Raw genomic sequence first — 21092 nt, forward strand, 5'->3', positions numbered from 1 at the left:
CTACTTTTGGATACAATTACTAAATAGTTCTTTCGTAATTTAGGCTCTTGATACTCCAACTTTTCTTCTATATATGCGCGCTGTATAATGTCCTCTACTAAATAATCTTCGTTTTCCGCTTCAGGTTTATACTCTGACTTTAATGATAGTTTAAATAAATTTGCTGTGGTATTGTACCAAAAAGCTTTCCAACCACTTCTTAACTCTTTTACATTAGCAAAGGCTGTTTTTCCCGTTTGACGATGAATTAGCTTTAACAAAATTCTTCCTTCTGTTCTTGTTAACTTTTTTAAGGGAGCTGTTAACTCTTCTTCTAAATACTTTTGAATTCTTTTTATATACTTTCTTTTTTTACTTTTTGATTTAATTCTAGCTAAACGTGAGTTTACACTATCTACTCTTTTTGCTGCTAAAATTGCATAAGGATATGCTTTGAATACTTTTTTTCGAAGCCAATAATAATAAAGAATATCTTTTTTTTCTTTAAACTTATGCTTTGGAAGTACCGTTACCTCGTTTAACTTTATCATTAAACTATCCCCTTCTCTTATCAATATATATTCATCATTAAAGTTTGGTAGTGTATCCTTAATTTGCGCACTTAATGCTGCTGCGAATAATAGTAGGTATATGTATAGTAGTTTTTTCATTTGATTTTTAATAAGTAAAGGTACTTCAAATGTATCATTTCTCTTTTAAAACAAAAAAACTCATGAAGTATTTCATGAGCTTTTATTATTTTTTTTCAGTTTCTTATTATTCTGCCATAATTGTAGCTGCTACTTGTTTATAGGTTCCGTTTTCTAGTTTTTCACGGATTGCAGAAAAAGCTTCTATTGTTTCATTTACGTCTTCAATTGTATGACGTGCTGTTGGAATTAATCTTAATATTATTAATCCTTTCGGTATTACTGGATATACTACAATTGAACAGAATACTCCATGGTTTTCTCTTAAATCGTTCACCATTGCCATAGCTTCTGGAATTTCTCCTTTTAAGTATACTGGTGTAATACATGTTTGCGTTGTTCCTAAATCAAAACCTGCTTCACGTAAACCTGATTGTAACGCATTGGTTATTTTCCAAAGGTTTTCTTTTAGTTCAGGCATGGTACGAATCATATCTAAACGTTTTAATGCTCCTTTTACCATTGGCATTGGTAATGATTTAGCAAACATTTGTGATCTCATATTGTATTGTAGATATTGAACAACATCTTTGTCTCCTGCAAAGAATGCACCTATTCCTGCCATAGATTTTGCAAATGTTGCAAAATACACATCTATTCCGTCTTGTACTCCTTGTTCAAATCCTGTTCCTCTTCCTCCTTCTCCTAATGTTCCAAACCCGTGAGCATCATCAACCAATAAGCGGAAGTTGTATTTTTCTTTTAAGGCTACAATTTCTGCTAAACGCCCTTGTTCTCCTCGCATACCGAAAACACCTTCAGAAACTAACAAAATTCCACCTCCTGTTTTTTCTGCCATTTTGGTGGCACGCTTCAAATTTTTCTCACAGCTCTCTATATCGTTATGGCGATATACAAAACGTTTTCCTGCGTGTAAACGAACTCCATCAATAATACATGCATGTGTATCCATGTCATATACTATGATATCGTCTTTTCCTACTAAGGCATCAATTGCTGATACCATTCCTTGGTATCCGAAATTTACTAAATAAGCTGCTTCTTTACCAACAAATTCAGCACATTCTTGCTCTAATTGTTCATGGTATTTAGTGTGACCTGACATCATACGAGCTCCCATAGGGTAAGCCATACCATCTGTAGCAGCAGATTCTCCATCTACTTTTAACACTTCTGGATGATTTGCTAATCCTAAGTAGTCGTTAATACTCCAAGTTATTACTTTTTTTCCATTGAAAGACATGCGGTTAGAGATTGGTCCTTCTAATTTAGGAAACACATAATATCCTTCTGCTTTATCCGCCCATTTTCCTAAAGGTCCTTTATCTCCTTTAATTCTTTCAAATAAATCTTTAACCATTGTTATTTTTGATTTTTATAGGTTGCGAAAGTAGTGCTTTTTAACAGATTTTCAAAAATTACCGAGTGTTTCATTTTCAATAAATAACAAACATACTACTTTGGCATACCTATAAAGCTCTTTGATTTTTAAGATAAAATGTTCGATTTTAATTCCTCTACAAAAGGTTGTTTATATAGCCTTTTTCCTAAAGCTTTATGTATTGCATTCGCAACTGCTCCTCCTGCTGGTGGTAAGCCTGGTTCTCCTAAACCTGTAGGTGATAATTCATTTTGCACAAAATGAACTTCTACTTTAGGTGTTTCATTCATTCTTATAAGCTTATAGTTGTCAAAATTTCTACTTGAAGGTACTCCTTCTTTAAAAGTTAAGTTTCCATACATTGCGTGTCCAATACCATCAATAACTCCTCCTACTACTTGGTTTATAGCTCCTGTTGGATTAACAACTATACCACAATCAACCGCTGTAACTACTTTTGTTATAACTGGCACTCCATCTTTTAGCTCTACCTCTGCAACTTCAGCTACGTGGGTATTATGACTGTAATAAGCTGAAAAACCTTGATAAACTCCTTTTTTAGCTTTTCCCCAGCTCCCTTTTTCTGCTGCTAACTTTATAGTGTCTTGCATTCGTTTACCTGAGTACTCTATTCTTTTATCTTCTGTGGCTTTTACATTTTCTAACAATTCTAAACGTAACTGCACCGCATCTATCTCTAATTCTTCCGCTAATTCATCGAAAAAACTTTGTTCTGCATAGCCTAAAAAGTTAGTATATGGTGCTCTCCAAGCTCCTGTACTAATATTACTCTTGTAATTTCCAGTTGATACTTTATAGTTTGGAATACATCCTGCAGGAAAGAAATGTGGTATTAATCCGTACATATTATCATTTACGGCTGCTTCTTTCAAATGGTATCCTGTTATTTTTCTGTCTTTTATTGATGCTGCGATTCTATATTTAATTGCTGGCCTATATGTTCCACTAGTTACATCGTCTTCTCTCGTTGAAACCATTTTTACTGGTTTTTGTATTTTATCAGATATTTCCAACGCTTCATAAACAAAATCTCCATATAATCTTCTTCCGAAACCTCCTCCCATTCGGGTCATTTCTACATGAACTTCTTCCAAATTACGCCCTAACATTTCTGCTGCAACCATTGCTGCATATTCTGGTGTTTGTACAGGACCAACTAGGTGTACTTTTTCTGGTGTTACACTTGCGAAAAAGTTCATTGGTTCCATACAGTTATGTGGTAAGAAAGGTGAATGATAGGTACGTTCGATAACTTTATCTGCTTCTGCAAAAGCTTTTTTCACATTTCCGTCTTCTCTTCTTACATCTAAGTCACTCGCTTCTAATAATTTTGTTAGCTTTTCATTATGAAGTTTTGTATCTTCTAACTCAGAATTATCTTTCCATACAGTTTTAATTGCTTTTGCTCCTTTAATTGCCGCCCATGTATTTTCTGCTAGTACAACTACTTTATCCGTTTTCGTTAACTTAAACGTCCAATTAGCTTTTCCTGACTCAATAAAGTTTCTTGCTTTCTCTCCTATTGTTATAACATCTATTACTCCTGACACTTTCTTTGCTTCTGCTACATCGTAAGACTCTAACTCTTGTCCAAAAGAAGGAGGTCTTACTACAGATGCGAACAACATACCTTCTTCTTTATAGTCTAAACCGAATAAAGGTTTTCCTGTTACTATTTTTTCTATATCAACATTTATAGCATTTTTACCAATAATGGAGAACTCAGATGGCTTTTTTAAAGCGACGTTTTCTGGCACCTCTAAAGTAGCAGCTTCTTTTACTACTTCACCATATCCTAACGTTTCACCTTTTGCATTTGTAATAATTCCTTTTGAAGCTGAACAAGTAGTTGCATCTACTCCCCATTTTACTGCTGCCGCATTAATTAACATTTGTTTTGTAGTTGCTCCTGTTTCTCTAAGCGCTGTCCAGCCATGACGAATTGATTGACTACCTCCTGCTAACTGTCGTGTATAGTTTTTGGTATCTAAAGGAGCTTGTGCAACATGTACTTTATCCCATTCTACATCTAACTCTTCTGCAATAATCATAGGCATTGAAGTTTTTACCCCTTGACCTATCTCTGGATTTGGAGAGTAAATAGTTACATAGCCTTCATCAGATATTTTTATAAATGCGTTAAAATCGTTGAAATTTAAGTTTTCTACATCTACAGATGGTTTTACATTAGGTTTACAGGCAGTAAATAGATTAAATCCAATCATAATACCACCACTAGCTAATGCAGAAGTTCTTAAAAAATTTCTTCTGCTAAACGTAAAGTTTTTTTCTTGTGTACTCATGATTGAAAGTTTTTAAGACATTTTATCTGCAGCCAATGCAACTGCCTTTTCTATTCTATTGTATGCAGCGCAACGACAAATATTACCTTGCATTGCTTCTCTTATCTCTTCTTTAGAAGGTTTTGGATTTTCTTTTAAAAAGGAAGCTGCTGTCATAATTTGACCTGCTTGACAGTAACCACATTGTGGAACATCTACTTCTTTCCAAGCTTCTTGTAACGGATGATCTCCTTCAGTTGATAGCCCTTCAATGGTTGTTATTTCTTCACCGTCTAACATAGAAATTTGTAATTGACAACTTCTCATTGCTGTTCCGTCTACATGAACAGTACAGGCTCCGCATTGTGCTATTCCACAACCGAATTTAGTTCCAACCATATTGAGTTCATCTCGTAAAACCCACAACAATGGTGTATCAGCATCTGCCTCAAAGGACACCGACTTTCCGTTAATTTTTAATGTATAATTTGGCATTTTTGCTAATTTTTGTTTGTATCGTGTAAGTTACAAAAAATATAAATGCTTGTTTGTTAATGGGGTTCTTTTAAGATAATTTTAAATAAAAAGAGAGGCAAAAGCCTCTCTTTTTATTATTTATTTTCTAAAAACGTAGTTACGTTTTTCTCTATTCTTTCGAGTACGTTTTCTGTATTCGCTTTTACAAAAGTTTCCCCTGTAATTTGTTCGTATAGTTCAATGTATCTGTTTGAAATTTCAATAACTTTTTCATCAGACATTTCAGGAATTCCTTGTCCTTCTTTTCCTTGAAAACCGTTCTCAATTAACCACTGACGTACAAACTCTTTTGACAATTGTTTTTGCTTCTCTCCTTTTTCTTGACGCTCAGCATACCCATCAGCATAAAAATAACGAGAAGAATCTGGTGTATGGATTTCATCTATCAATACAATTTTACCATCTTTAGTTTTTCCAAACTCATATTTGGTATCTACTAAAATCAATCCTCTTTTAGCAGCTAATTCAGTCCCTCTTTGAAATAACTTTCTTGTGTAATCTTCTAATACTAAATAGTCTTCTTCTGAAACAATTCCTTTTGCTAAAATATCTTCACGAGAAATATCTTCATCGTGTTCTCCATTATCTGCCTTTGTTGATGGTGTAATAATTGGCTCTGGGAATTTATCATTTTCTTTCATTCCTTCAGGCATTGCTACTCCACAAAGCATTCTTTTTCCTACTGCATATTCACGAGCTGCATGACCAGATAAATATCCGCGGATTACCATTTCTACTTTAAAAGGTTCACATAAATGACCTACTGCTACATTTTCATCTGGATTCGCTAATAACCAATTTGGAACAATATCCGCAGTATCGTTCATCATTTTTGTAGCAATTTGATTTAGAATTTGTCCTTTAAAAGGAATTTGGCGTGGTAAGATTACATCGAAAGCGGAAAGACGATCAGAAGCTATCATTACCAATAAATCATCATTGATATTATATACTTCTCTTACTTTTCCTTTATAAACTTCTTTTTGCCCTTGAAACTGGAAATTTGTTTCGTTAATTGTATTCATTAGTATATTGTTGTGTTGTTGCCCGCAAATGTAAGTATTCTACTCTTCTTTTTGAATAGTTTTTATTTGTTTTATATTTTCTAAAATAGGTGTTACAGTTACGAATGTATTCCCTTGTTCTACATAAAAAATATAAGCACTATTTTGACCTATTTTTTAGCTTTTAGTTGAGAATCATCTTTAAAAACTAATGTCATATTATTCTTAAGCCTACCTTCTGCTAAACGTTTTTTATAATTTATCCCCATTCCTAGCCTAAACCCTAACAATAAAGAAAACACCATAATAAAAACAGAAACTATAAAAGCTGACTTGTTGTCGTACTCTTTTCTTTTTGCTTTTTTATTTGCTTCAATCCTCTTTTTCAACCATTTTACTCTCTTTAGTATTTCTTCTATTTTAACTGAGTTTTTAATAAGGAAATACAAAGACATGGAAAATACTATAAGAATTACTGACAACGCCCAATTGTTAGCTAATAATGAAATAGGAGACAAAAGTGTACCTGTGATAGTTATGTATTGTAAATAATCTATATCTAGATAACGATAAAAAATGGTATCACTAACTAAGCCTAAAGCAATCAAAAATATATACCCTACCGATAAATATTCTTGAAATCCCAAGTTTTTTAACATACTCTATTCCGTTTCTATGCTTTTGTAAGCTGTAATAATCTTTTTAACTAATCGATGGCGGATTACATCTTTGTCATCTAAATACACCTGCGCAATTCCTTCAATATCTTTTAACGCTAATAACGATTCTTTCAATCCAGAAACTTGTCTTCTTGGTAAATCTATCTGACCTGGATCTCCGGTTATAATAAACTTTGCGTGCATTCCCATACGTGTTAAAAACATCTTCATTTGTGCATGAGTAGTATTTTGTGCTTCATCTAAAATTACAAAAGCATTGTCAAGAGTTCTACCACGCATAAACGCTAAGGGAGCTATTTGTATGACTCCTTTTTCTAGATGTGATTCAAGTTTTTCATGTGGAATCATATCTCTTAAGGCATCGTACAAAGGTTGCATGTATGGATCTAGTTTCTCTTTTAAGTCTCCAGGAAGAAACCCTAAGTTTTCACCTGACTCCACCGCAGGTCTTGTTAATATAATTCGTCTTACTTCTTTTTCTTTTAATGCTTTTACAGCCAAAGCAACTGCTGTGTATGTTTTACCAGTACCCGCAGGTCCTACAGCAAATAACATATCATTTTTTTGCATTAACTCAACCATTTTACGCTGATTAGCTGTTTGAGCTTTTATTAACTTTCCACTAACACCGTGTACTAGAACGTCTTTTGCATTTCCAGATTTTCGTATTTCTTCTTCCTTTCCTGTTGACGTTAAAATTCGCTCAATACTATTTTCATCTAGCTTGTTGTATCTATTAAAGTATTTGATAAGCATTTCTAATCGCTTTTCAAATTCATTTAACAATTCAGGTTCGCCAAAAATTTTAAGTTTATTTCCTCTAGCTACTATTTTTATTTTAGGGAAGAATGTTTTTAACTGAGTAATAGTGCTGTTTTGAGCTCCAAAAAAATCGTTTGGGTTGATTTCTGTTAATTCAATTACGCGTTCGTTCAAATGATAAAAGTTTTAATATTATTCACACTAAAAATAATGATTATTTTTCTTGAATTACGTAGTTTTGTTTAAAATTTCAGCATAATTTTTCACAGATTAATTAACAAACACCTAAATTAATGTCTCTTATTACATTAACTACTGATTTTGGAACGAAAGACCACTTTGTAGGGGCTGTAAAAGGAGCTATTTATTCTGAGTTACCTGATGCTAAGATTGTTGATATTACGCATGAAATTTCTCCTTTTAACATTACTGAAACTGCTTATATTTTAAAAAATGCTTACAAAAGCTTTCCTGATAAAACAATTCATGTTATTGGAGTAGATTCAGAGTTAAGTGTGGATAATAAACATATTGCCTTAGAATTGGATAATCATTATTTTATTTGTCCTGACAACGGACTAATTTCAATGATTGCTTCTGAAATTAAACCTACTAAAATTTTTGAAATTAATATTCACGATCGTATTGAGAGTAGCTTTCCTGTGTTAGACGTTTTTGTGCAAGTAGCTTCTCATATTGCTCGTGGTGGTAGTTTAAGTGTTATTGGTAGAGAGGTTGACACGTATAAAAAGATTGTTGAAATTAAGCCTAAAGTAAACGAGCAGCAAACTATTATTGCGGGTGGTGTTATTTACATTGATAATTATGGAAATGTAATTACTAACATTAGTAAAAAACAATTTAATACTATTGGAAAAGGTCGTGATTATAAAGTTACGGCTAGACGTTATACTTTTTCTAAAATTTACAGCAGATATAACGAAATTGTTGATTTTTCAGTAACTGATAAACGACAGTATGATGGTGAAAAGCTCGCTATTTTTAATTCTGCTGGCTTTTTAGAGATTGCTATTTACCGAAGTAATTTAGAAACGGTTGGTGGCGCTTCTACCCTACTTGGTTTGGAATATCGCGACACTATTACTGTTGAGTTTGAAAACCCTATTAAGCCAGAATTTACACCTATTAATTAAATATATGTTTGTACGAATTGTAAAAATGAGTTTTAAGCCAGAAAAAATTAAAGAATTTTTAAACAACTTTAATTCCAAAAAAGAGTTTATACGAAATTCACCTGGTTGCCGTTTATTAGAGTTGTATAGAGACAAAACAAATCCAAATATATTTTTCACTTATAGTTATTGGAATACTGAGCAAGATTTAGAAAACTACAGAAATTCTGACTTATTTAAAGGAATTTGGGCACAAACCAAAATACTATTTAATGATAAACCACTTGCTTGGAGTGTAGATAAAGTTGAATCGCTACCTTAGTCAATACCTATCTGAAAATAACTAAATATTATAAACAACTAAAATAGTTATACATTGTTACCACTACTAAAGAAAGAATTTAACTCATTTTTTGCCTCTCCCATTGCCTATTTGGTTATTGGGGTGTTTTTACTTGTAAATGGCTTATTTTTATGGGTATTTAAAGATAATTTTAATATTTTAAATGCGGGATTTGCCGATTTAAATAGCTTTTTTTATTTATCTCCATGGTTGTTCTTATTCCTGATTCCTGCTATTACAATGAAAAGTTTTGCTGATGAGTTTAATAGCGGAACTATTGAAATTCTAAAAACTAAACCACTTACCGATTGGCAAATTGTACTGGGTAAATTTTTCGCTTCTCTTTTGTTAGTTGTCATCGCCATATTACCAACATTAACCTATGCATATACTGTATATAAATTAGGAAGTCCTGTTGGAAATTTAGATGTAGGTAGTACTATAGGTTCGTATTTAGGTTTATTATTTTTAGCAGCAACTTATACAGCTGTTGGATTATTTACTTCTACCCTATCCAAAAATCAAATTGTGGCATTTATTTTAAGTGTATTTATCACTTTTGCTTTATTCTATGGTTTTGATGCTGTAGGTTCTTCTTTAGGAAATTTAGGATACACCTTACGGCAATTTGGTATTAACGAACACTTTAAAAGCATTAGTCGTGGTGTAGTAGATAGTCGTGATTTAATTTATTTTATCAGTGTTACATTTTTCTTTTTATTCATCACTAAACAACAGTTAAAAAATGAATAAGAAATTACAACATATTGCATTAGCCCTTATCGGACTGTTAATTGTTAATTACATCGCTAATTCAGTTTACAAACGTTTCGATTTAACACAAGATAAACGTTATACCTTATCTGAAGTAAGTGAACGTCTTATTGATAAAATTGATACCCCACTAACGATTCATGTATTCTTAGAAGGTGATTTCCCTGCAGAATTTAAACGATTACAAATAGAAACACGTCAGTTTTTAGAAGAATTACAAGCTAAAAACACCAATATTCGTTTTCGTTTTATCAACCCTGATAATATTCGTGAACGTTTGGTAAAAAGAGGAATGATGCCTAGCCAGTTAACTGTAGAAGAAGATGGAAAGTTATCTGAAGCTATTATTTTTCCTTGGGCAGAAATTACTTATGGTAAAAAAGTAGAGTTAATTTCTTTACTTCCTAACTCAATTGCCAAGACACAAGAAGCTCAGCTACAGAATGCTGTTGAAAAGTTAGAGTATTCTTTTGCTAATGCATTACATAATGTTACTTTAAAAGAAAGACAAAAAATAGCGGTATTAGCTGGTAATGGTGAGTTGCAAGATATTTATCAATATAGTTTGTTAAGTGAAGTTGGTAAAAAATATCGTTTAGCTAAGTTTACATTAGATAGTGTTGCTAATAATCCGCAAAAAACCTTAAAAGACTTAAGAGCATACGATTTAGCAATTATTGCTAAACCTACCGAGCGTTTTACAGAAGAGGAAAAGCTTACCGTTGATCAGTTTATAGCAAACGGTGGTAAAAGTTTATGGATGCTAGATAATAACTATGCGGATACTGATAGTTTATACAATGAAGGAAAAATGTTAGCATTTCCTCGTGATTTGAATTTAACGGACTTATTGTTTGGGTATCAAGTTCGTGTAAACAATAAACTCATTCAAGATTTGTATTCAGCTAAAATTCCGTTAGCTACAGGAAATGTAGGAAATCAAACACAGTTTCAACACTTAAATTGGTTTTATCATCCACTAGTTAGTGGCAATCCGAACCACCCGATTACTAAAAATGTTGCACCTGTTCGTTTTCGTTTTGCTACTCAAATAGATACTTTGAAAGGAAACTTAAAAAAGACTCCGTTATTAGTAACTTCTGTACTTACCAAACAAACAGGAACTCCCAACTTTATTGAGTTACAAAGTATCGCCAAAGAACCAAAAGAAAATGAATTTGCTTCAGGCCCACAATTATTAGCTGTTCTTATAGAAGGTAACATTCCTTCTGCTTATAAAAACAGAATGAAACCTTTTGACGCTCCTGATTTTAAAGCTGAGAGTACAAACAATAAAATGATTGTAATTGCTGACGGTGATGTAGGTAGAAATCAGATTTTAAAAGGAAAACCTCACGATTTGTCCTTAGATAAATGGACAGGAGAACAGTTTGGTAATAAAGAGTTTTTAATCAATGCTATTGATTATTTATTAGACGATTCTGGATTGATCCAATTACGCAATAAAACCATTCAAATTAACTTATTGGATAAACAACGTGCTTTTACTGAAAAACGTTTTTGGCAATTTATGAATATTGGTATTCCCTTAGTTTTATTAGCTCTGTTTGGCTTTGGGTTTAATTACTGGAGGAAGAAGAAATACTCTTAATTGTATTATAGTTCTTAAATAAAAAAATCAATACTTAGAAGTATTGATTTTTTTATTTAAGGATGTAAGATATTTTAATCTCTATTTAATTTTTACTAAAATATTTCTTCTTCAGCCAAAAAGATACTTTTACTAGTAAAATTAATGCTGGAACCTCTACTAAAGGCCCTATTACTCCTGTAAAAGCTTCTCCTGAGTTTAATCCAAATACAGCAATTGCTACAGCAATTGCTAACTCAAAATTGTTACCTGCCGCAGTAAAAGCTACAGCTGTTGTTTTGTCGTAAGTAGCTCCTGTAGCTTTGGTTATAAAAAAGCCGATAATAAACATAAGAGCAAAATACAGTAATAAAGGAACTGCTATTAATAAAATATCTAAAGGTATTTTAACTATTAACTCTCCTTTTAAGGAAAACATTATTATTATAGTAAATAATAAAGCTATTAAAGTTAATGGAGATATAGAAGGTATGAATTTGGTATTATACCATTCTTCACCTTTTAACTTCACTAAAATATATCTACTTAAAATTCCCATAATAAATGGTATACCTAAATAAATAGCTACACTTTCTGCAATTGTTAAAATAGATATGTCTACTACGGCACCTTCAAAGCCAAAATAAGGGGGCAAAATAGTAATAAACATCCACGCATAAAAACTATAAGCAAATACTTGAAATATACTATTTAAAGCTACCAAACCTGCTCCATACTCACTACTTCCTTCAGCTAAATCATTCCAAACCAAAACCATAGCTATACACCGAGCTAAACCTATTAAAATTAACCCAGTCATATACTCTGGATAATCATGTAAAAAAAGTAACGCTAAAAAGAACATTAAAACAGGGCCAATTACCCAATTAAGTAAAAGTGAAGTTAGTAGTATTTTTTTATTTGTAAACACTTTTGGTAATAACGCATAATTCACTTTTGCTAAAGGAGGGTACATCATTAAAATTAACCCAATTGCAATGGGTATATTAGTTGAGTTAGTACTTAATGCATTTATTTTACCGGATATTTCAGGGTATATATACCCTATACTAACACCTAACATCATAGCTACAAAAATCCATAACGTTAAGTTTTTATCTAAAAAGCTTAATTTTTTTGTTAACATTTTTTATCGTTTTATTATAATATTGCAATATTACGATTAAACATATTTATAAACAATAAATTTAAGTTTTTGTTAACATTTTACCATAATATAAGATGGTAATTTTATACTCTAAATAAACCTTTATCATGAAAAAAATACTTTTAAGTTTATTTGTTGTTGCAATTTCAACAAGTATTAATGCGCAATTAAAAACCCCAGCACCTAGTCCTTCTGCTAAATTAGAGCAAAATGTTGGTTTAACAGATGTAACAGTTGAGTACTCTAGACCTAGTATGAAAGGAAGAACTATTTTTGGAGATTTGGTTCCTTATGGAAAAGTTTGGAGAACAGGAGCTAATCAAAATACTAAAGTTAGTTTTAGCGATGATGTTACTATTGACGGTAAAATATTAAAAAAAGGCACATATGCTTTGTATACAAAACCAGGAAAAGATTCTTGGGAAGTAATTTTTTATTCTGATACTAATAACTGGGGAACTCCAAAAAAGTGGGATGACTCTAAAGTAGCTGTATCTACGACTGCAAAAGTTGAAGCTATGCCTATGAAAATTGAAACGTTTACAATGAGTATTGACAATTTAACAAACGATTCTGCCGTATTAGGTATTTTATGGGAAAATGCTTACGTTGGTGTAAAATTCAATACTCCTACTGATAAAGCGGTAGAAAAAAGCATTGCTCAAGTAATGGGAGGTCCTTCTGCTAACGATTATTTTTCTTCTGCTGTTTACTATTTACAAGAAGGAAAAGACATTAACAAAGCTAAAAATTGGATTAACAAAGCGGTTGACATGACTAAAGACCAACCTCGCTTTTGGTACTTACGTCAACAATCTTTAATCTTAGCTAAAGCTGGTGATAAAAAAGGAGCTCTTAAAGCTGCTAAAGCTTCATTAGCAGGTGCTGAAAAAGCTGGAAATGCTGATTATGTGAAAATGAACAAAGAGTTTATTGCTGAAATGAAGTAATTTTTCTGCTAAACTTTTTTAAAAACATCAAACTCGCCAATTGGCGAGTTTGATGTTTTTAAATTTCTTATAATTTTTATGAAATAAATTATATTCTTTTTTACTAATACATTAAAATGAAGGTCTGTTAAAACAGCCTTTTTGATAGTTATTTTATAATCCCTAAATGAATAATACGTCCACCTGATTGATTTACGGGGTTTACACTCTTTCCTACTACAACACCTCTTTCTGGAGCGTAATATTTCTTAATTCTATTACCAAACACATCTCGTAGTGTAGCAATATGGTCTCCTTCTTCTACAATATCTCGTAAATCAACATGTACTGTAAGTAGCCCTCCTTCTTGTGTGTATAACCAATAGGATTTTTTACAAACTATTGTATTTCTCTTAGAGGTTTCATATTCATCATCCGTAATTCCTAAATATGCCAATACATTATGTACTCCTGCTACTCCACTTTTAATTATTTTCTTTTGAAAACTATTTGGGTTACCCACTTCGATAGTAATAGATGGAATTCCTAACTCTTCTGCAGCTCCTCGTAAAGTACCGTCTGATGGTGGTGTATGTACTATAATTTCAGCATCTTGTAATAAGGCTAATTTTTTGGTGACTTTATTGTTCATATCACTTCTAATATAAAATGAATTCACTCTACCAAAACTAGCTGTATGTAGATCTAGTAAATAATCAAACTTCTTTACTACTAAATTCAAAAAACGATTGGCATATACTTCACTGGTATTTCCATTATCTTTTCCTGGCATAATTCTGTTAATATCAACTCCATCGCTAAAAACTCTTGTCCCTCGAACAAACGAAGGTACATTCACCACAGGAATTCCTACAATTGTTCCTTTTAAATTTTCTGTATCTAAATCTTTAAATAATCGCTGAATAACTGATATTCCGTTTAATTCATTTCCATGAACCGCAGCTGTAAGTCCCAATACAATACCATCTTCTTTTCCTCTAGCTACCATGACAGGAATACACGTGGGAATTCCCATTGCGTTAGAAGTAACCTTTAACCAATAATTTTTAATAGAATTTTTAGGTGTTTGATTCACATCAAACTCGGTAATATATTCAATCTGGTGTCCCATACTCATACTTTTAATATAATTCGTTTAACAGCGTACTATCGTTGTTTAATGAAGTAAATAGTTTCTTTTTAAACTTTTTATTCGAGTTTATTAAACTAATACACATTTTGTCGATAGCAATGGTAGAAAGTACAGTTTGTATAAAAGTTTCTATTAAATCGTCTATACCTAAACCTAGTTTGTTATAATCTCTTCTGTCCATAATTAACAAACGATTAGTGTCTGACGTCCATTCATTTTCACCTAACTTAACCGATAAGTTAGTTCCTAACATTTGCCAAGAATCTTTACTGCTTTCTAAGTCGTTTTCCAACGGTAGCAATGCTCTTCTCGAGTACATACACAATGGTTTTATTCCATCTTTTGTACTACTAATCATCATACGAATGTCTGATACAAACGTTTCTCCTTTAGCATTTGGCATTGTACCAACATGATAATATTTGCCTTTTGTGCTTACTGAACTCCAATTATAGTTACCTATTAAACTTTGTACAATAAAACGTTCATATTCGATTTCTAACTTCATAAACTCTTCTAGTTCTTGTTCGTTAACAATCGTAAAAACTCCTTGTCCTGCATTACTATAAGGTATTTTTATAACTGCTTGTCCTCCCATTTTCTTTACCCACAACGGAATTTCATTCTTGCTAACATCCCAAATAGTATCTGGAATATTTATTTTCATTCCATATTCTTCTAATTCTGTGTTGTAAATATCATATGCTTTGGCAGCCACCATTTTATTTCTTCCTCCAGCCAAACAAGTAATAATAGGGTTTAAAATCTTTGTTTTACTATTAATTGGGAATCTATTCCATGGTTTTTGAGTTACATATCTAAAAATACCTCGTAACGGAATCCATTCTTCTTCTTGTTTTAGATAAAAAATTTCATTTTCTATTTTTATATGATCGTTATCTTTGTTTGAATAATAAGGTACAAGAAAAACATCTTCTTTAAAAACATCAGCTATAACAGCTGCATAACCTGATGTTTCCATATAATTTTTATCATAAAGTACCGCTAATCTACCATCTTTAACAAGTTTTCGCTTTTTCTCTAAGATAGGCTTAAACGTTCTTTCAATTAACAAGCGATATACTCCGTCTTCTTTATTATCATCTAACAAAGGCATTGATTTTTGACCTGATGGGCATGAGTTATTCTCTATAATAACCATATTTTTATCTCCATCTGCTGATGTTGAATTAATCAAATCTGCTCCTCCCCATAAAAAGTACTTACATTCATACGATAAAATTTCTCTAAGTTTTTCTGCATTTACTTTTGGATGTAAGTGACAATACCTAGCAATAATTCGTTCTTTATCAAGGTTTAAAAAAAAGTTTACCATTGGATGAATTGTAGCATTCAGCACCTTAGGATACCAATGGTTCTCGTTATTAAATGTATTAGGTTTTATAAGTTCTGTTATTTTCATTCTTTTTTATTTTTGTTTTTAAAAATAGCTAAAAACGATTTTTTTATTTTTTAAATATACCAACTATTTTAAATATTAAGTATTATAAAAAGTAAGATTCTACATTCATAAATAATTTAGTAATTTCGACCCTCTAAATTACTTTCATGAAAGTTTGTATCGCCGAAAAACCTAGTGTAGCCCGTGAGATTGCTAATATCTTAGGAGCCAGTACCAAACGAGATGGATATTTCGAAGGGAACGGCTATGCAGTTACGTATACATTTGGTCATTTATGCACACTTTTAGAGCCTAAAGACTACAAACCGCACTGGAAAAGCTGGGATTTAAATAACCTACCGATGCTTCCTGAGCGTTTTGAAACGAAAGTTACTAATGATAGTGGTATTCAGAAACAGTTCAAAATTGTTAAGTCTTTATTTGAAAAAGCCGATGTGGTTATCAACTGCGGGGATGCTGGGCAAGAAGGAGAACTCATTCAACGATGGGTTATCAATCAAGCAAATTACAAAGGTAAAATTCAACGGTTATGGATTTCTTCTCTAACGGAAGAAGCAATTAAAGAAGGGTTTGAAAACCTAAAAGACAACGACGATTATAATAATTTATATTATGCGGGATTTTCTCGTGCTATTGGTGATTGGCTATTAGGCTTAAATGCTACCCGGTTGTACACTGTAAAATTTGGCGGTTACAAACAAGTGTTATCTATTGGTAGAGTACAAACTCCTACCCTAGCTATGTTGGTAGATCGTTATAAGGAAATTCAAAACTTTAAACCTGAACCTTATTGGGAGCTACAAACGCAATACCGTGAAACTTTATTTAGTTGTGAAGAAGGTCGCTTTTTAAAGAAAGAAGACGGACAAGCTTTTGCCGACAAGGTAAAAGAAAGTGATTTTGAAATAACCTCGGTTACTAAGAAAAAAGGGAAAGAATATGCACCTAAACTGTTTGATTTAACAGGCTTACAGGTATACTGTAACAACAAATTTGGATTTTCAGCAGATGAAACCTTAAAAATTGTTCAGAAATTATACGAAATGAAAGTAGTTACGTACCCTAGAGTAGATACTACTTTTTTACCGAATGATATTTACCCTAAAGTTCCGAATATTTTAAAAGGACTAAAACAATATGCTTCGTTAACACAACCTTTATTAGGAAAGAAAATACGTAAATCGAGTAAAGTTTTTAACGATAAAAAAGTTACCGATCACCATGCTATTATTCCTACAGGAATAGAAATCAATCTGCAATACAATCAACAACAGGTATATGATATTATTGTAAAACGATTTATTGCCGTGTTTTATCCTGATAGCGATATTTCAAAAACCGAAGTTAAAGGTGAAGCTGATAAAGTGCCTTTTAGAACTTCAGGAAAAGAAATACTTACCAAAGGTTGGCGAGCTGTTTTTGAATATGGAAACGATTCTAAAAAAACAGAAGAGAAAGATGTGCTTCCAACTTTTGAAAAAGGAGAAAAAGGTCCGCACGAACCTTCTTTTTTAGAAAAAGAAACCAAACCACCTCGTAATTATACCGAAGCTAGTTTATTACGTGCCATGGAAACTGCTGGGAAGCAAGTAGATGATGATGAAATGCGAGAATTAATGAAGGAAAATGGTATTGGGCGACCATCTACACGTGCAAGTATTATTGAAACGTTGTTTAGAAGAAAATATATTGAGCGTCAAAAAAAATTGATTATTCCTACACAAACAGGTATCGATTTGATTGATTTAATTGATAACGAACTTTTAAAATCTGCCGAATTAACAGGACTATGGGAAAAACGTCTGAAAGAAATTGAACGTGGTGAATACCATGCTGCTACGTTTATCAATCAGATGAAAAAAATGGTAGATGATTTAGTCTACGAAGTTCGTTCGAGTTCTAAAACCAAGCGAATTTCTTACGAAGCTCAAAAAACACAACAAAAACCTAAAAAAACAGCTTCTAAAAAGAAAACAGTTGTTGGTAAAGAATGTCCAAAATGTAAAAAAGGACAATTATTAAAAGGAAGTGCTGCTTATGGCTGTTCTGCTTATAAAAATGGTTGTGATTTTACGTTGGCTTTTGAATTTATGGATAAAAAAATATCCGAAAACCAACTAATTCGTTTACTTGATAAAGGATGCACAACCAACTTAAAAGGGTTCAAACAGGAAGATAAAAAAGTTGAAGGTTTGGTTCGTTTTGATGATAACTTCAATTTAAAATTTGAACCAAAAAAAGGAGTTACTACAAAAGAAGAGATTACTTCGTTACAAACTCCTCGTAATGACAGTGAAAAAATAACCTGCCCTAAATGTAATAAAGGAACTGTTTTAAAAGGTAAGTCTGCCTATGGATGTTCTGAGTATAAAAATGGTTGTGACTTTGTGTTTACTTTTGAAAACATCAAAAAAATGGCTAATGGACAACCGTTAACCAAAGAGTTAGTACTTGAAATATTAAGTTCTAAATAAGCTCGTTATAGTAAGTTTTCTATATTTTTAATCGTTTTTTTTTATCCATTTAAAGTAGAGCATCATCTTTTCTACTCTTTTGGTAAAATAACTCTTCCTCCTTTGTAATATTCTATTTCTTCTCGTGTAGGCGAAAAACTATAATCTGTGGCTAAAACATTAGGACAATCAAATACATACTTAATTAAAATTGTATCTCCTATCTTTTTCCTCTTTAATAAATTTCCATTTATTTTAAAGTATTTACTTATACTATCCCCTGTTTTATTTATCTTAAATCTTGAAACTGCATACCATGAAAATTTTGAATTACTTTTTTCAACTATAATAGCTCTATCTATAACAACCTTACTATTTAATAGTAATTGATCTCTTTTTAAATAATATAATTTTAAAAAAACAAAAATTAATACAAGAGGTAGGACATATGCGAAAGTTGAACCTTTATATTTCATTCTTCTAAAAATAGGTCCAATTAAAAAAAATGGGACAAATAAAATTATTAATAATAAAAACATCGAAGACAAAGTACTTTGTTTAAATCTACAATATTCCTTTAGAGTCATAAAGTAACCACTTTGATAAACTGTACCAATTATTAAAATAATAGAATAAAAAATTAATATTAATTTTCTCATTTTATAAGTATTCTTTATTTTATTTCATATAGCAAAAGTTTTACAACCAGTATAATTAATAAGATTTATATCTATCTCAAAATTATTATCAAATTAGGTATAACTTCAGGTATCCTTTACCTATAAATATTATATCCTTTTTGTTACCTTCACCACTAACAGGTTGCTATATGGAATATAACTTCTAAGTAAGTTCTTTATAGTAGTATTCTATTAATTTATCAGGATTTTTAATCGTATTTTTTATCCATTTAAAGTACAATACTTTCTTTTCTTCTTCTGAAAGTTGCCAATGCATATCTGTTCTTTTCAAACGTGTAGTTACATCTTGTAAAGTAATAGCTGCTGCTACTGATATGTTTAAACTCTCGGTAAAACCTACCATTGGTATTTTTAAAAACCCATCCGCTTCTTGTTTGATATAATCTGAAATCCCATCTTTTTCAGCTCCAAAAACAAATGCCGACTTTTTTGTCACATCAAAATCAGGTAAAATACAAGAATCAGTATGTGGAGTAGTACCAATAATTTGGTATCCTTTTGCTCGTAAATCTTCTAAACAAGCTTTGGTATTGTCTCCATCTTCTTTATATCGGTGGATGTCTAACCATTTCTGGCTTCCTTTTGCTACATGTCTTGAAACCTTGTTCGTAAACTTATTTTCAATTGCATACACATCTTGTACTCCAAAAATATCGCAACTTCTCACCACCGCACTGGCATTGTGTGGTTGGTAAATATCTTCTAACACTACCGCGAAATGACGTGTGCGTTCATTTAAAACCTTATAAAAGGTTTCTTTTCTTTTCTCAGTAATGTAGCCTTCTAAATAGGCTAATAATCCTTCATCAATCATACAACAAACATAGTAATTTTTCCTATTTTTAAGCGCAGAGCGATAGCCCAGTATTTATTTTCTTAAACTTGCAACAAAATTTATATTTATGAAAAAACGATTGGTTGTATTAACAGGTGCTGGTATTAGTGCTGAAAGCGGTATTAAAACTTTCAGGGATGCTGATGGTTTATGGGAAGGACATGATATTTATGAGGTGGCTTCACCTGAAGGGTTTCGTGCTAACCCTGAGTTAGTGTTAGATTTTTATAACCAGCGTAGAAGGCAACTTTTAGAAGTTTCTCCTAATAAAGCACATCATAATCTAGTTTCTTTAGAAAATAATTTTGAAGTTGATATTATTACGCAAAACGTAGATGATTTACACGAACGGGCAGGTAGTTCTAATGTGATTCACTTACACGGTGAACTATTAAAAGTACGTAGTACCCAAAATGAAAACTTAGTATATCCTTGGAAAAAGGATATTGCTTTAGGAGATGTTTGTGAAGAAGAAGCTCAATTACGCCCACATATTGTTTGGTTTGGTGAAGATGTTCCATTATTGGAAAAAGCTGCTGAAATTACTTTACAAGCTGATGTTTTAGTAATTATAGGGACTTCTATGCAAGTATATCCTGCTGCTAGTTTGGTTAATTATGTACAGCATAACACACCAATTTATTTTATAGATCCTAAACCTGCTGTAAATAAAAACGCCTTCAATAACTTAACTATTATTGAAGACGTTGCTAGTTCTGGTACTGATAAATTAATTACAATACTTAATAAGGCTTTATGAGTTTGATGTTAAGTGATCAAAATACTCGTACAGTTCTCCTTTAGAAATAGTACTTCCTTTCTCAATTAAGTCAAAAATTTCAGCATTTCTTTCTTCTTGATATGCTTTTGAGCCTCTTAAAAACTCAATTGCTTCATCATTTGGATTTTTTAGTAACCACTCAAACCCTTCTTGCTCTAAAACATTAATCTCTTTATCAATTTTTATCACAATGCGATACATTTCTTTTTCTTCGCATTTAAATAGGTTTACTAAATTTGGAGAAAAATGTTCTAAGTACTCTGTTTTGGTTAATACATCATCCCAAACAACATCGCTAAATACATTCATTTCATCTTCTGCCACATGTGGTTTCTCTTTTTTTAATTCATCCCATTCTTTTTTATCAATGTTTTGTGATGCTAAAAAACGTGCGAACTCTTCGTGTAGTCCTTCAAACTGCTCCTTTGTAAGTTGTCTATATTTCAAAAATTCAAATTTTAATAATTAACTGACCCTAACTTTTATTCATT

General features: G+C 31.8%; 20 protein-coding genes. 7 read left to right on the forward strand and 13 right to left on the reverse strand.

All coding sequences use genetic code 11. The features are described 5' to 3' along the window. The 7 genes from ABHQ57_RS15105 to ABHQ57_RS15135 all read right to left on the reverse strand — a co-directional run. A partial coding sequence (locus ABHQ57_RS15105; RefSeq protein ID WP_389864134.1) for a DUF4294 domain-containing protein occupies positions 1-650 on the reverse strand: 650 nt, incomplete at its 3' end. A 106-nt stretch (positions 651-756) separates the two neighbouring features. Beyond that, on the reverse strand, positions 757-2010 hold the full coding sequence (locus tag ABHQ57_RS15110; protein WP_159614866.1) for an aminotransferase class I/II-fold pyridoxal phosphate-dependent enzyme: 1254 nt from the start codon (positions 2008-2010) through the stop codon (positions 757-759). Positions 2011-2138: 128 nt separating this feature from the next. Continuing rightward, positions 2139-4355 (reverse strand): xanthine dehydrogenase family protein molybdopterin-binding subunit, encoded by a 2217-nt coding sequence (locus ABHQ57_RS15115; RefSeq protein WP_167713754.1) that lies wholly within the window; start codon positions 4353-4355, stop codon positions 2139-2141. Between the two features lie 12 nt (positions 4356-4367). After that, on the reverse strand, positions 4368-4829 hold the full coding sequence (locus ABHQ57_RS15120) for a (2Fe-2S)-binding protein (protein ID WP_047790608.1): 462 nt from the start codon (positions 4827-4829) through the stop codon (positions 4368-4370). A 116-nt stretch (positions 4830-4945) separates the two neighbouring features. After that, positions 4946-5896 (reverse strand): phosphoribosylaminoimidazolesuccinocarboxamide synthase, encoded by a 951-nt coding sequence (locus ABHQ57_RS15125; RefSeq protein WP_167713753.1) that lies wholly within the window; start codon positions 5894-5896, stop codon positions 4946-4948. Positions 5897-6045: 149 nt separating this feature from the next. Further along, a complete protein-coding gene (locus ABHQ57_RS15130) occupies positions 6046-6534 on the reverse strand; it encodes a hypothetical protein (RefSeq protein ID WP_167713752.1) in 489 nt (162 codons plus the stop codon). Between the two features lie 3 nt (positions 6535-6537). Further along, positions 6538-7491: a PhoH family protein gene (locus ABHQ57_RS15135; protein ID WP_073183483.1), complete on the reverse strand. Its 954-nt coding sequence runs from the start codon at positions 7489-7491 to the stop codon at positions 6538-6540. A gap of 119 nt (positions 7492-7610) precedes the next feature. On the opposite strand from ABHQ57_RS15135, the gene ABHQ57_RS15140 reads away from it, so the two are divergent. Genes ABHQ57_RS15140 through gldG form a run of 4 tightly spaced genes read left to right on the forward strand, consistent with a single transcriptional unit; the run spans position 7611 to position 11179 of the window. Next, positions 7611-8471: an S-adenosyl-l-methionine hydroxide adenosyltransferase family protein gene (locus tag ABHQ57_RS15140; protein ID WP_047790604.1), complete on the forward strand. Its 861-nt coding sequence runs from the start codon at positions 7611-7613 to the stop codon at positions 8469-8471. Positions 8472-8475: 4 nt separating this feature from the next. Continuing rightward, positions 8476-8772, forward strand: coding sequence for a putative quinol monooxygenase (locus tag ABHQ57_RS15145; protein WP_047790603.1), 297 nt, complete (start codon positions 8476-8478; stop codon positions 8770-8772). 54 nt (positions 8773-8826) lie between these two features. Then, on the forward strand, positions 8827-9546 hold the full coding sequence (gene gldF / locus ABHQ57_RS15150) for a gliding motility-associated ABC transporter permease subunit GldF (RefSeq protein ID WP_167713751.1): 720 nt from the start codon (positions 8827-8829) through the stop codon (positions 9544-9546). Further along, positions 9539-11179, forward strand: a complete 1641-nt coding sequence (gldG, locus tag ABHQ57_RS15155; RefSeq protein ID WP_167713750.1) for a gliding motility-associated ABC transporter substrate-binding protein GldG — start codon at positions 9539-9541, stop codon at positions 11177-11179. Before gldF ends, gldG begins: the two co-directional genes overlap by 8 nt. An 85-nt stretch (positions 11180-11264) precedes the next feature. Here the strand turns inward: gldG and arsB are convergent, their stop codons facing one another. Continuing rightward, positions 11265-12305, reverse strand: a complete 1041-nt coding sequence (arsB, locus tag ABHQ57_RS15160; RefSeq protein ID WP_047790600.1) for an ACR3 family arsenite efflux transporter — start codon at positions 12303-12305, stop codon at positions 11265-11267. Positions 12306-12433: 128 nt separating this feature from the next. Here arsB and ABHQ57_RS15165 point away from each other — a divergent pair, with 128 nt between their 5' ends. Next, entirely contained in the window at positions 12434-13276 is an 843-nt protein-coding gene (locus ABHQ57_RS15165) for a DUF2911 domain-containing protein (RefSeq protein ID WP_159494864.1), read from the forward strand. 148 nt (positions 13277-13424) lie between these two features. On the opposite strand, the gene ABHQ57_RS15170 is transcribed toward ABHQ57_RS15165, so the two are convergent. Both ABHQ57_RS15170 and ABHQ57_RS15175 read right to left on the reverse strand, forming a co-directional pair. Continuing rightward, positions 13425-14387, reverse strand: coding sequence for a succinylglutamate desuccinylase/aspartoacylase family protein (locus ABHQ57_RS15170; protein ID WP_047790598.1), 963 nt, complete (start codon positions 14385-14387; stop codon positions 13425-13427). A 10-nt stretch (positions 14388-14397) separates the two neighbouring features. Beyond that, the gene (locus ABHQ57_RS15175; RefSeq protein ID WP_167713749.1) at positions 14398-15831 is read right to left on the reverse strand and encodes a hypothetical protein; all 1434 of its coding nucleotides are present in this window, start codon (positions 15829-15831) and stop codon (positions 14398-14400) included. Between the two features lie 146 nt (positions 15832-15977). On the opposite strand from ABHQ57_RS15175, the gene ABHQ57_RS15180 reads away from it, so the two are divergent. Further along, positions 15978-18305, forward strand: coding sequence for a type IA DNA topoisomerase (locus tag ABHQ57_RS15180; RefSeq protein ID WP_167713748.1), 2328 nt, complete (start codon positions 15978-15980; stop codon positions 18303-18305). Positions 18306-18376: 71 nt separating this feature from the next. Here ABHQ57_RS15180 and ABHQ57_RS15185 read toward each other — a convergent pair whose 3' ends face one another. Both ABHQ57_RS15185 and ABHQ57_RS15190 read right to left on the reverse strand, forming a co-directional pair. Beyond that, positions 18377-18943, reverse strand: a complete 567-nt coding sequence (locus tag ABHQ57_RS15185; protein WP_167713747.1) for a hypothetical protein — start codon at positions 18941-18943, stop codon at positions 18377-18379. A gap of 184 nt (positions 18944-19127) precedes the next feature. After that, positions 19128-19799, reverse strand: coding sequence for an RNA methyltransferase (locus ABHQ57_RS15190; protein ID WP_167713746.1), 672 nt, complete (start codon positions 19797-19799; stop codon positions 19128-19130). Positions 19800-19887: 88 nt separating this feature from the next. On the opposite strand from ABHQ57_RS15190, the gene ABHQ57_RS15195 reads away from it, so the two are divergent. Beyond that, positions 19888-20580, forward strand: a complete 693-nt coding sequence (locus ABHQ57_RS15195; RefSeq protein WP_047790594.1) for an NAD-dependent deacylase — start codon at positions 19888-19890, stop codon at positions 20578-20580. On the opposite strand, the gene ABHQ57_RS15200 is transcribed toward ABHQ57_RS15195, so the two are convergent. Then, positions 20575-21048, reverse strand: coding sequence for a DUF6495 family protein (locus tag ABHQ57_RS15200; protein ID WP_047790593.1), 474 nt, complete (start codon positions 21046-21048; stop codon positions 20575-20577). The genes ABHQ57_RS15195 and ABHQ57_RS15200 overlap by 6 nt on opposite strands. Positions 21049-21092: the final 44 nt, after the last annotated feature.

Source organism: Tenacibaculum sp. ZH5_bin.1, assembly GCF_042865525.1.
In the GTDB taxonomy this organism is placed as follows: domain Bacteria; phylum Bacteroidota; class Bacteroidia; order Flavobacteriales; family Flavobacteriaceae; genus Polaribacter; species Polaribacter mesophilus.

What these genes read in the sequence shown, in the direction of transcription:
- ABHQ57_RS15175 (WP_167713749.1), bottom strand. Translation starts at nt 15,831, where the DNA reads ATGAAAATAACAGAACTTATAAAACCTAATACATTTAATAACGAGAAC.
- ABHQ57_RS15185 (WP_167713747.1), bottom strand. Translation starts at nt 18,943, where the DNA reads ATGAGAAAATTAATATTAATTTTTTATTCTATTATTTTAATAATTGGT.
- ABHQ57_RS15125 (WP_167713753.1), bottom strand. Translation starts at nt 5,896, where the DNA reads ATGAATACAATTAACGAAACAAATTTCCAGTTTCAAGGGCAAAAAGAA.
- gldG (WP_167713750.1), top strand. Translation starts at nt 9,539, where the DNA reads ATGAATAAGAAATTACAACATATTGCATTAGCCCTTATCGGACTGTTA.
- ABHQ57_RS15195 (WP_047790594.1), top strand. Translation starts at nt 19,888, where the DNA reads ATGAAAAAACGATTGGTTGTATTAACAGGTGCTGGTATTAGTGCTGAA.
- arsB (WP_047790600.1), bottom strand. Translation starts at nt 12,305, where the DNA reads ATGTTAACAAAAAAATTAAGCTTTTTAGATAAAAACTTAACGTTATGG.
- ABHQ57_RS15130 (WP_167713752.1), bottom strand. Translation starts at nt 6,534, where the DNA reads ATGTTAAAAAACTTGGGATTTCAAGAATATTTATCGGTAGGGTATATA.
- ABHQ57_RS15190 (WP_167713746.1), bottom strand. Translation starts at nt 19,799, where the DNA reads ATGATTGATGAAGGATTATTAGCCTATTTAGAAGGCTACATTACTGAG.
- ABHQ57_RS15115 (WP_167713754.1), bottom strand. Translation starts at nt 4,355, where the DNA reads ATGAGTACACAAGAAAAAAACTTTACGTTTAGCAGAAGAAATTTTTTA.
- ABHQ57_RS15145 (WP_047790603.1), top strand. Translation starts at nt 8,476, where the DNA reads ATGTTTGTACGAATTGTAAAAATGAGTTTTAAGCCAGAAAAAATTAAA.
- ABHQ57_RS15110 (WP_159614866.1), bottom strand. Translation starts at nt 2,010, where the DNA reads ATGGTTAAAGATTTATTTGAAAGAATTAAAGGAGATAAAGGACCTTTA.
- ABHQ57_RS15120 (WP_047790608.1), bottom strand. Translation starts at nt 4,829, where the DNA reads ATGCCAAATTATACATTAAAAATTAACGGAAAGTCGGTGTCCTTTGAG.
- ABHQ57_RS15180 (WP_167713748.1), top strand. Translation starts at nt 15,978, where the DNA reads ATGAAAGTTTGTATCGCCGAAAAACCTAGTGTAGCCCGTGAGATTGCT.
- ABHQ57_RS15140 (WP_047790604.1), top strand. Translation starts at nt 7,611, where the DNA reads ATGTCTCTTATTACATTAACTACTGATTTTGGAACGAAAGACCACTTT.
- ABHQ57_RS15165 (WP_159494864.1), top strand. Translation starts at nt 12,434, where the DNA reads ATGAAAAAAATACTTTTAAGTTTATTTGTTGTTGCAATTTCAACAAGT.
- ABHQ57_RS15170 (WP_047790598.1), bottom strand. Translation starts at nt 14,387, where the DNA reads ATGGGACACCAGATTGAATATATTACCGAGTTTGATGTGAATCAAACA.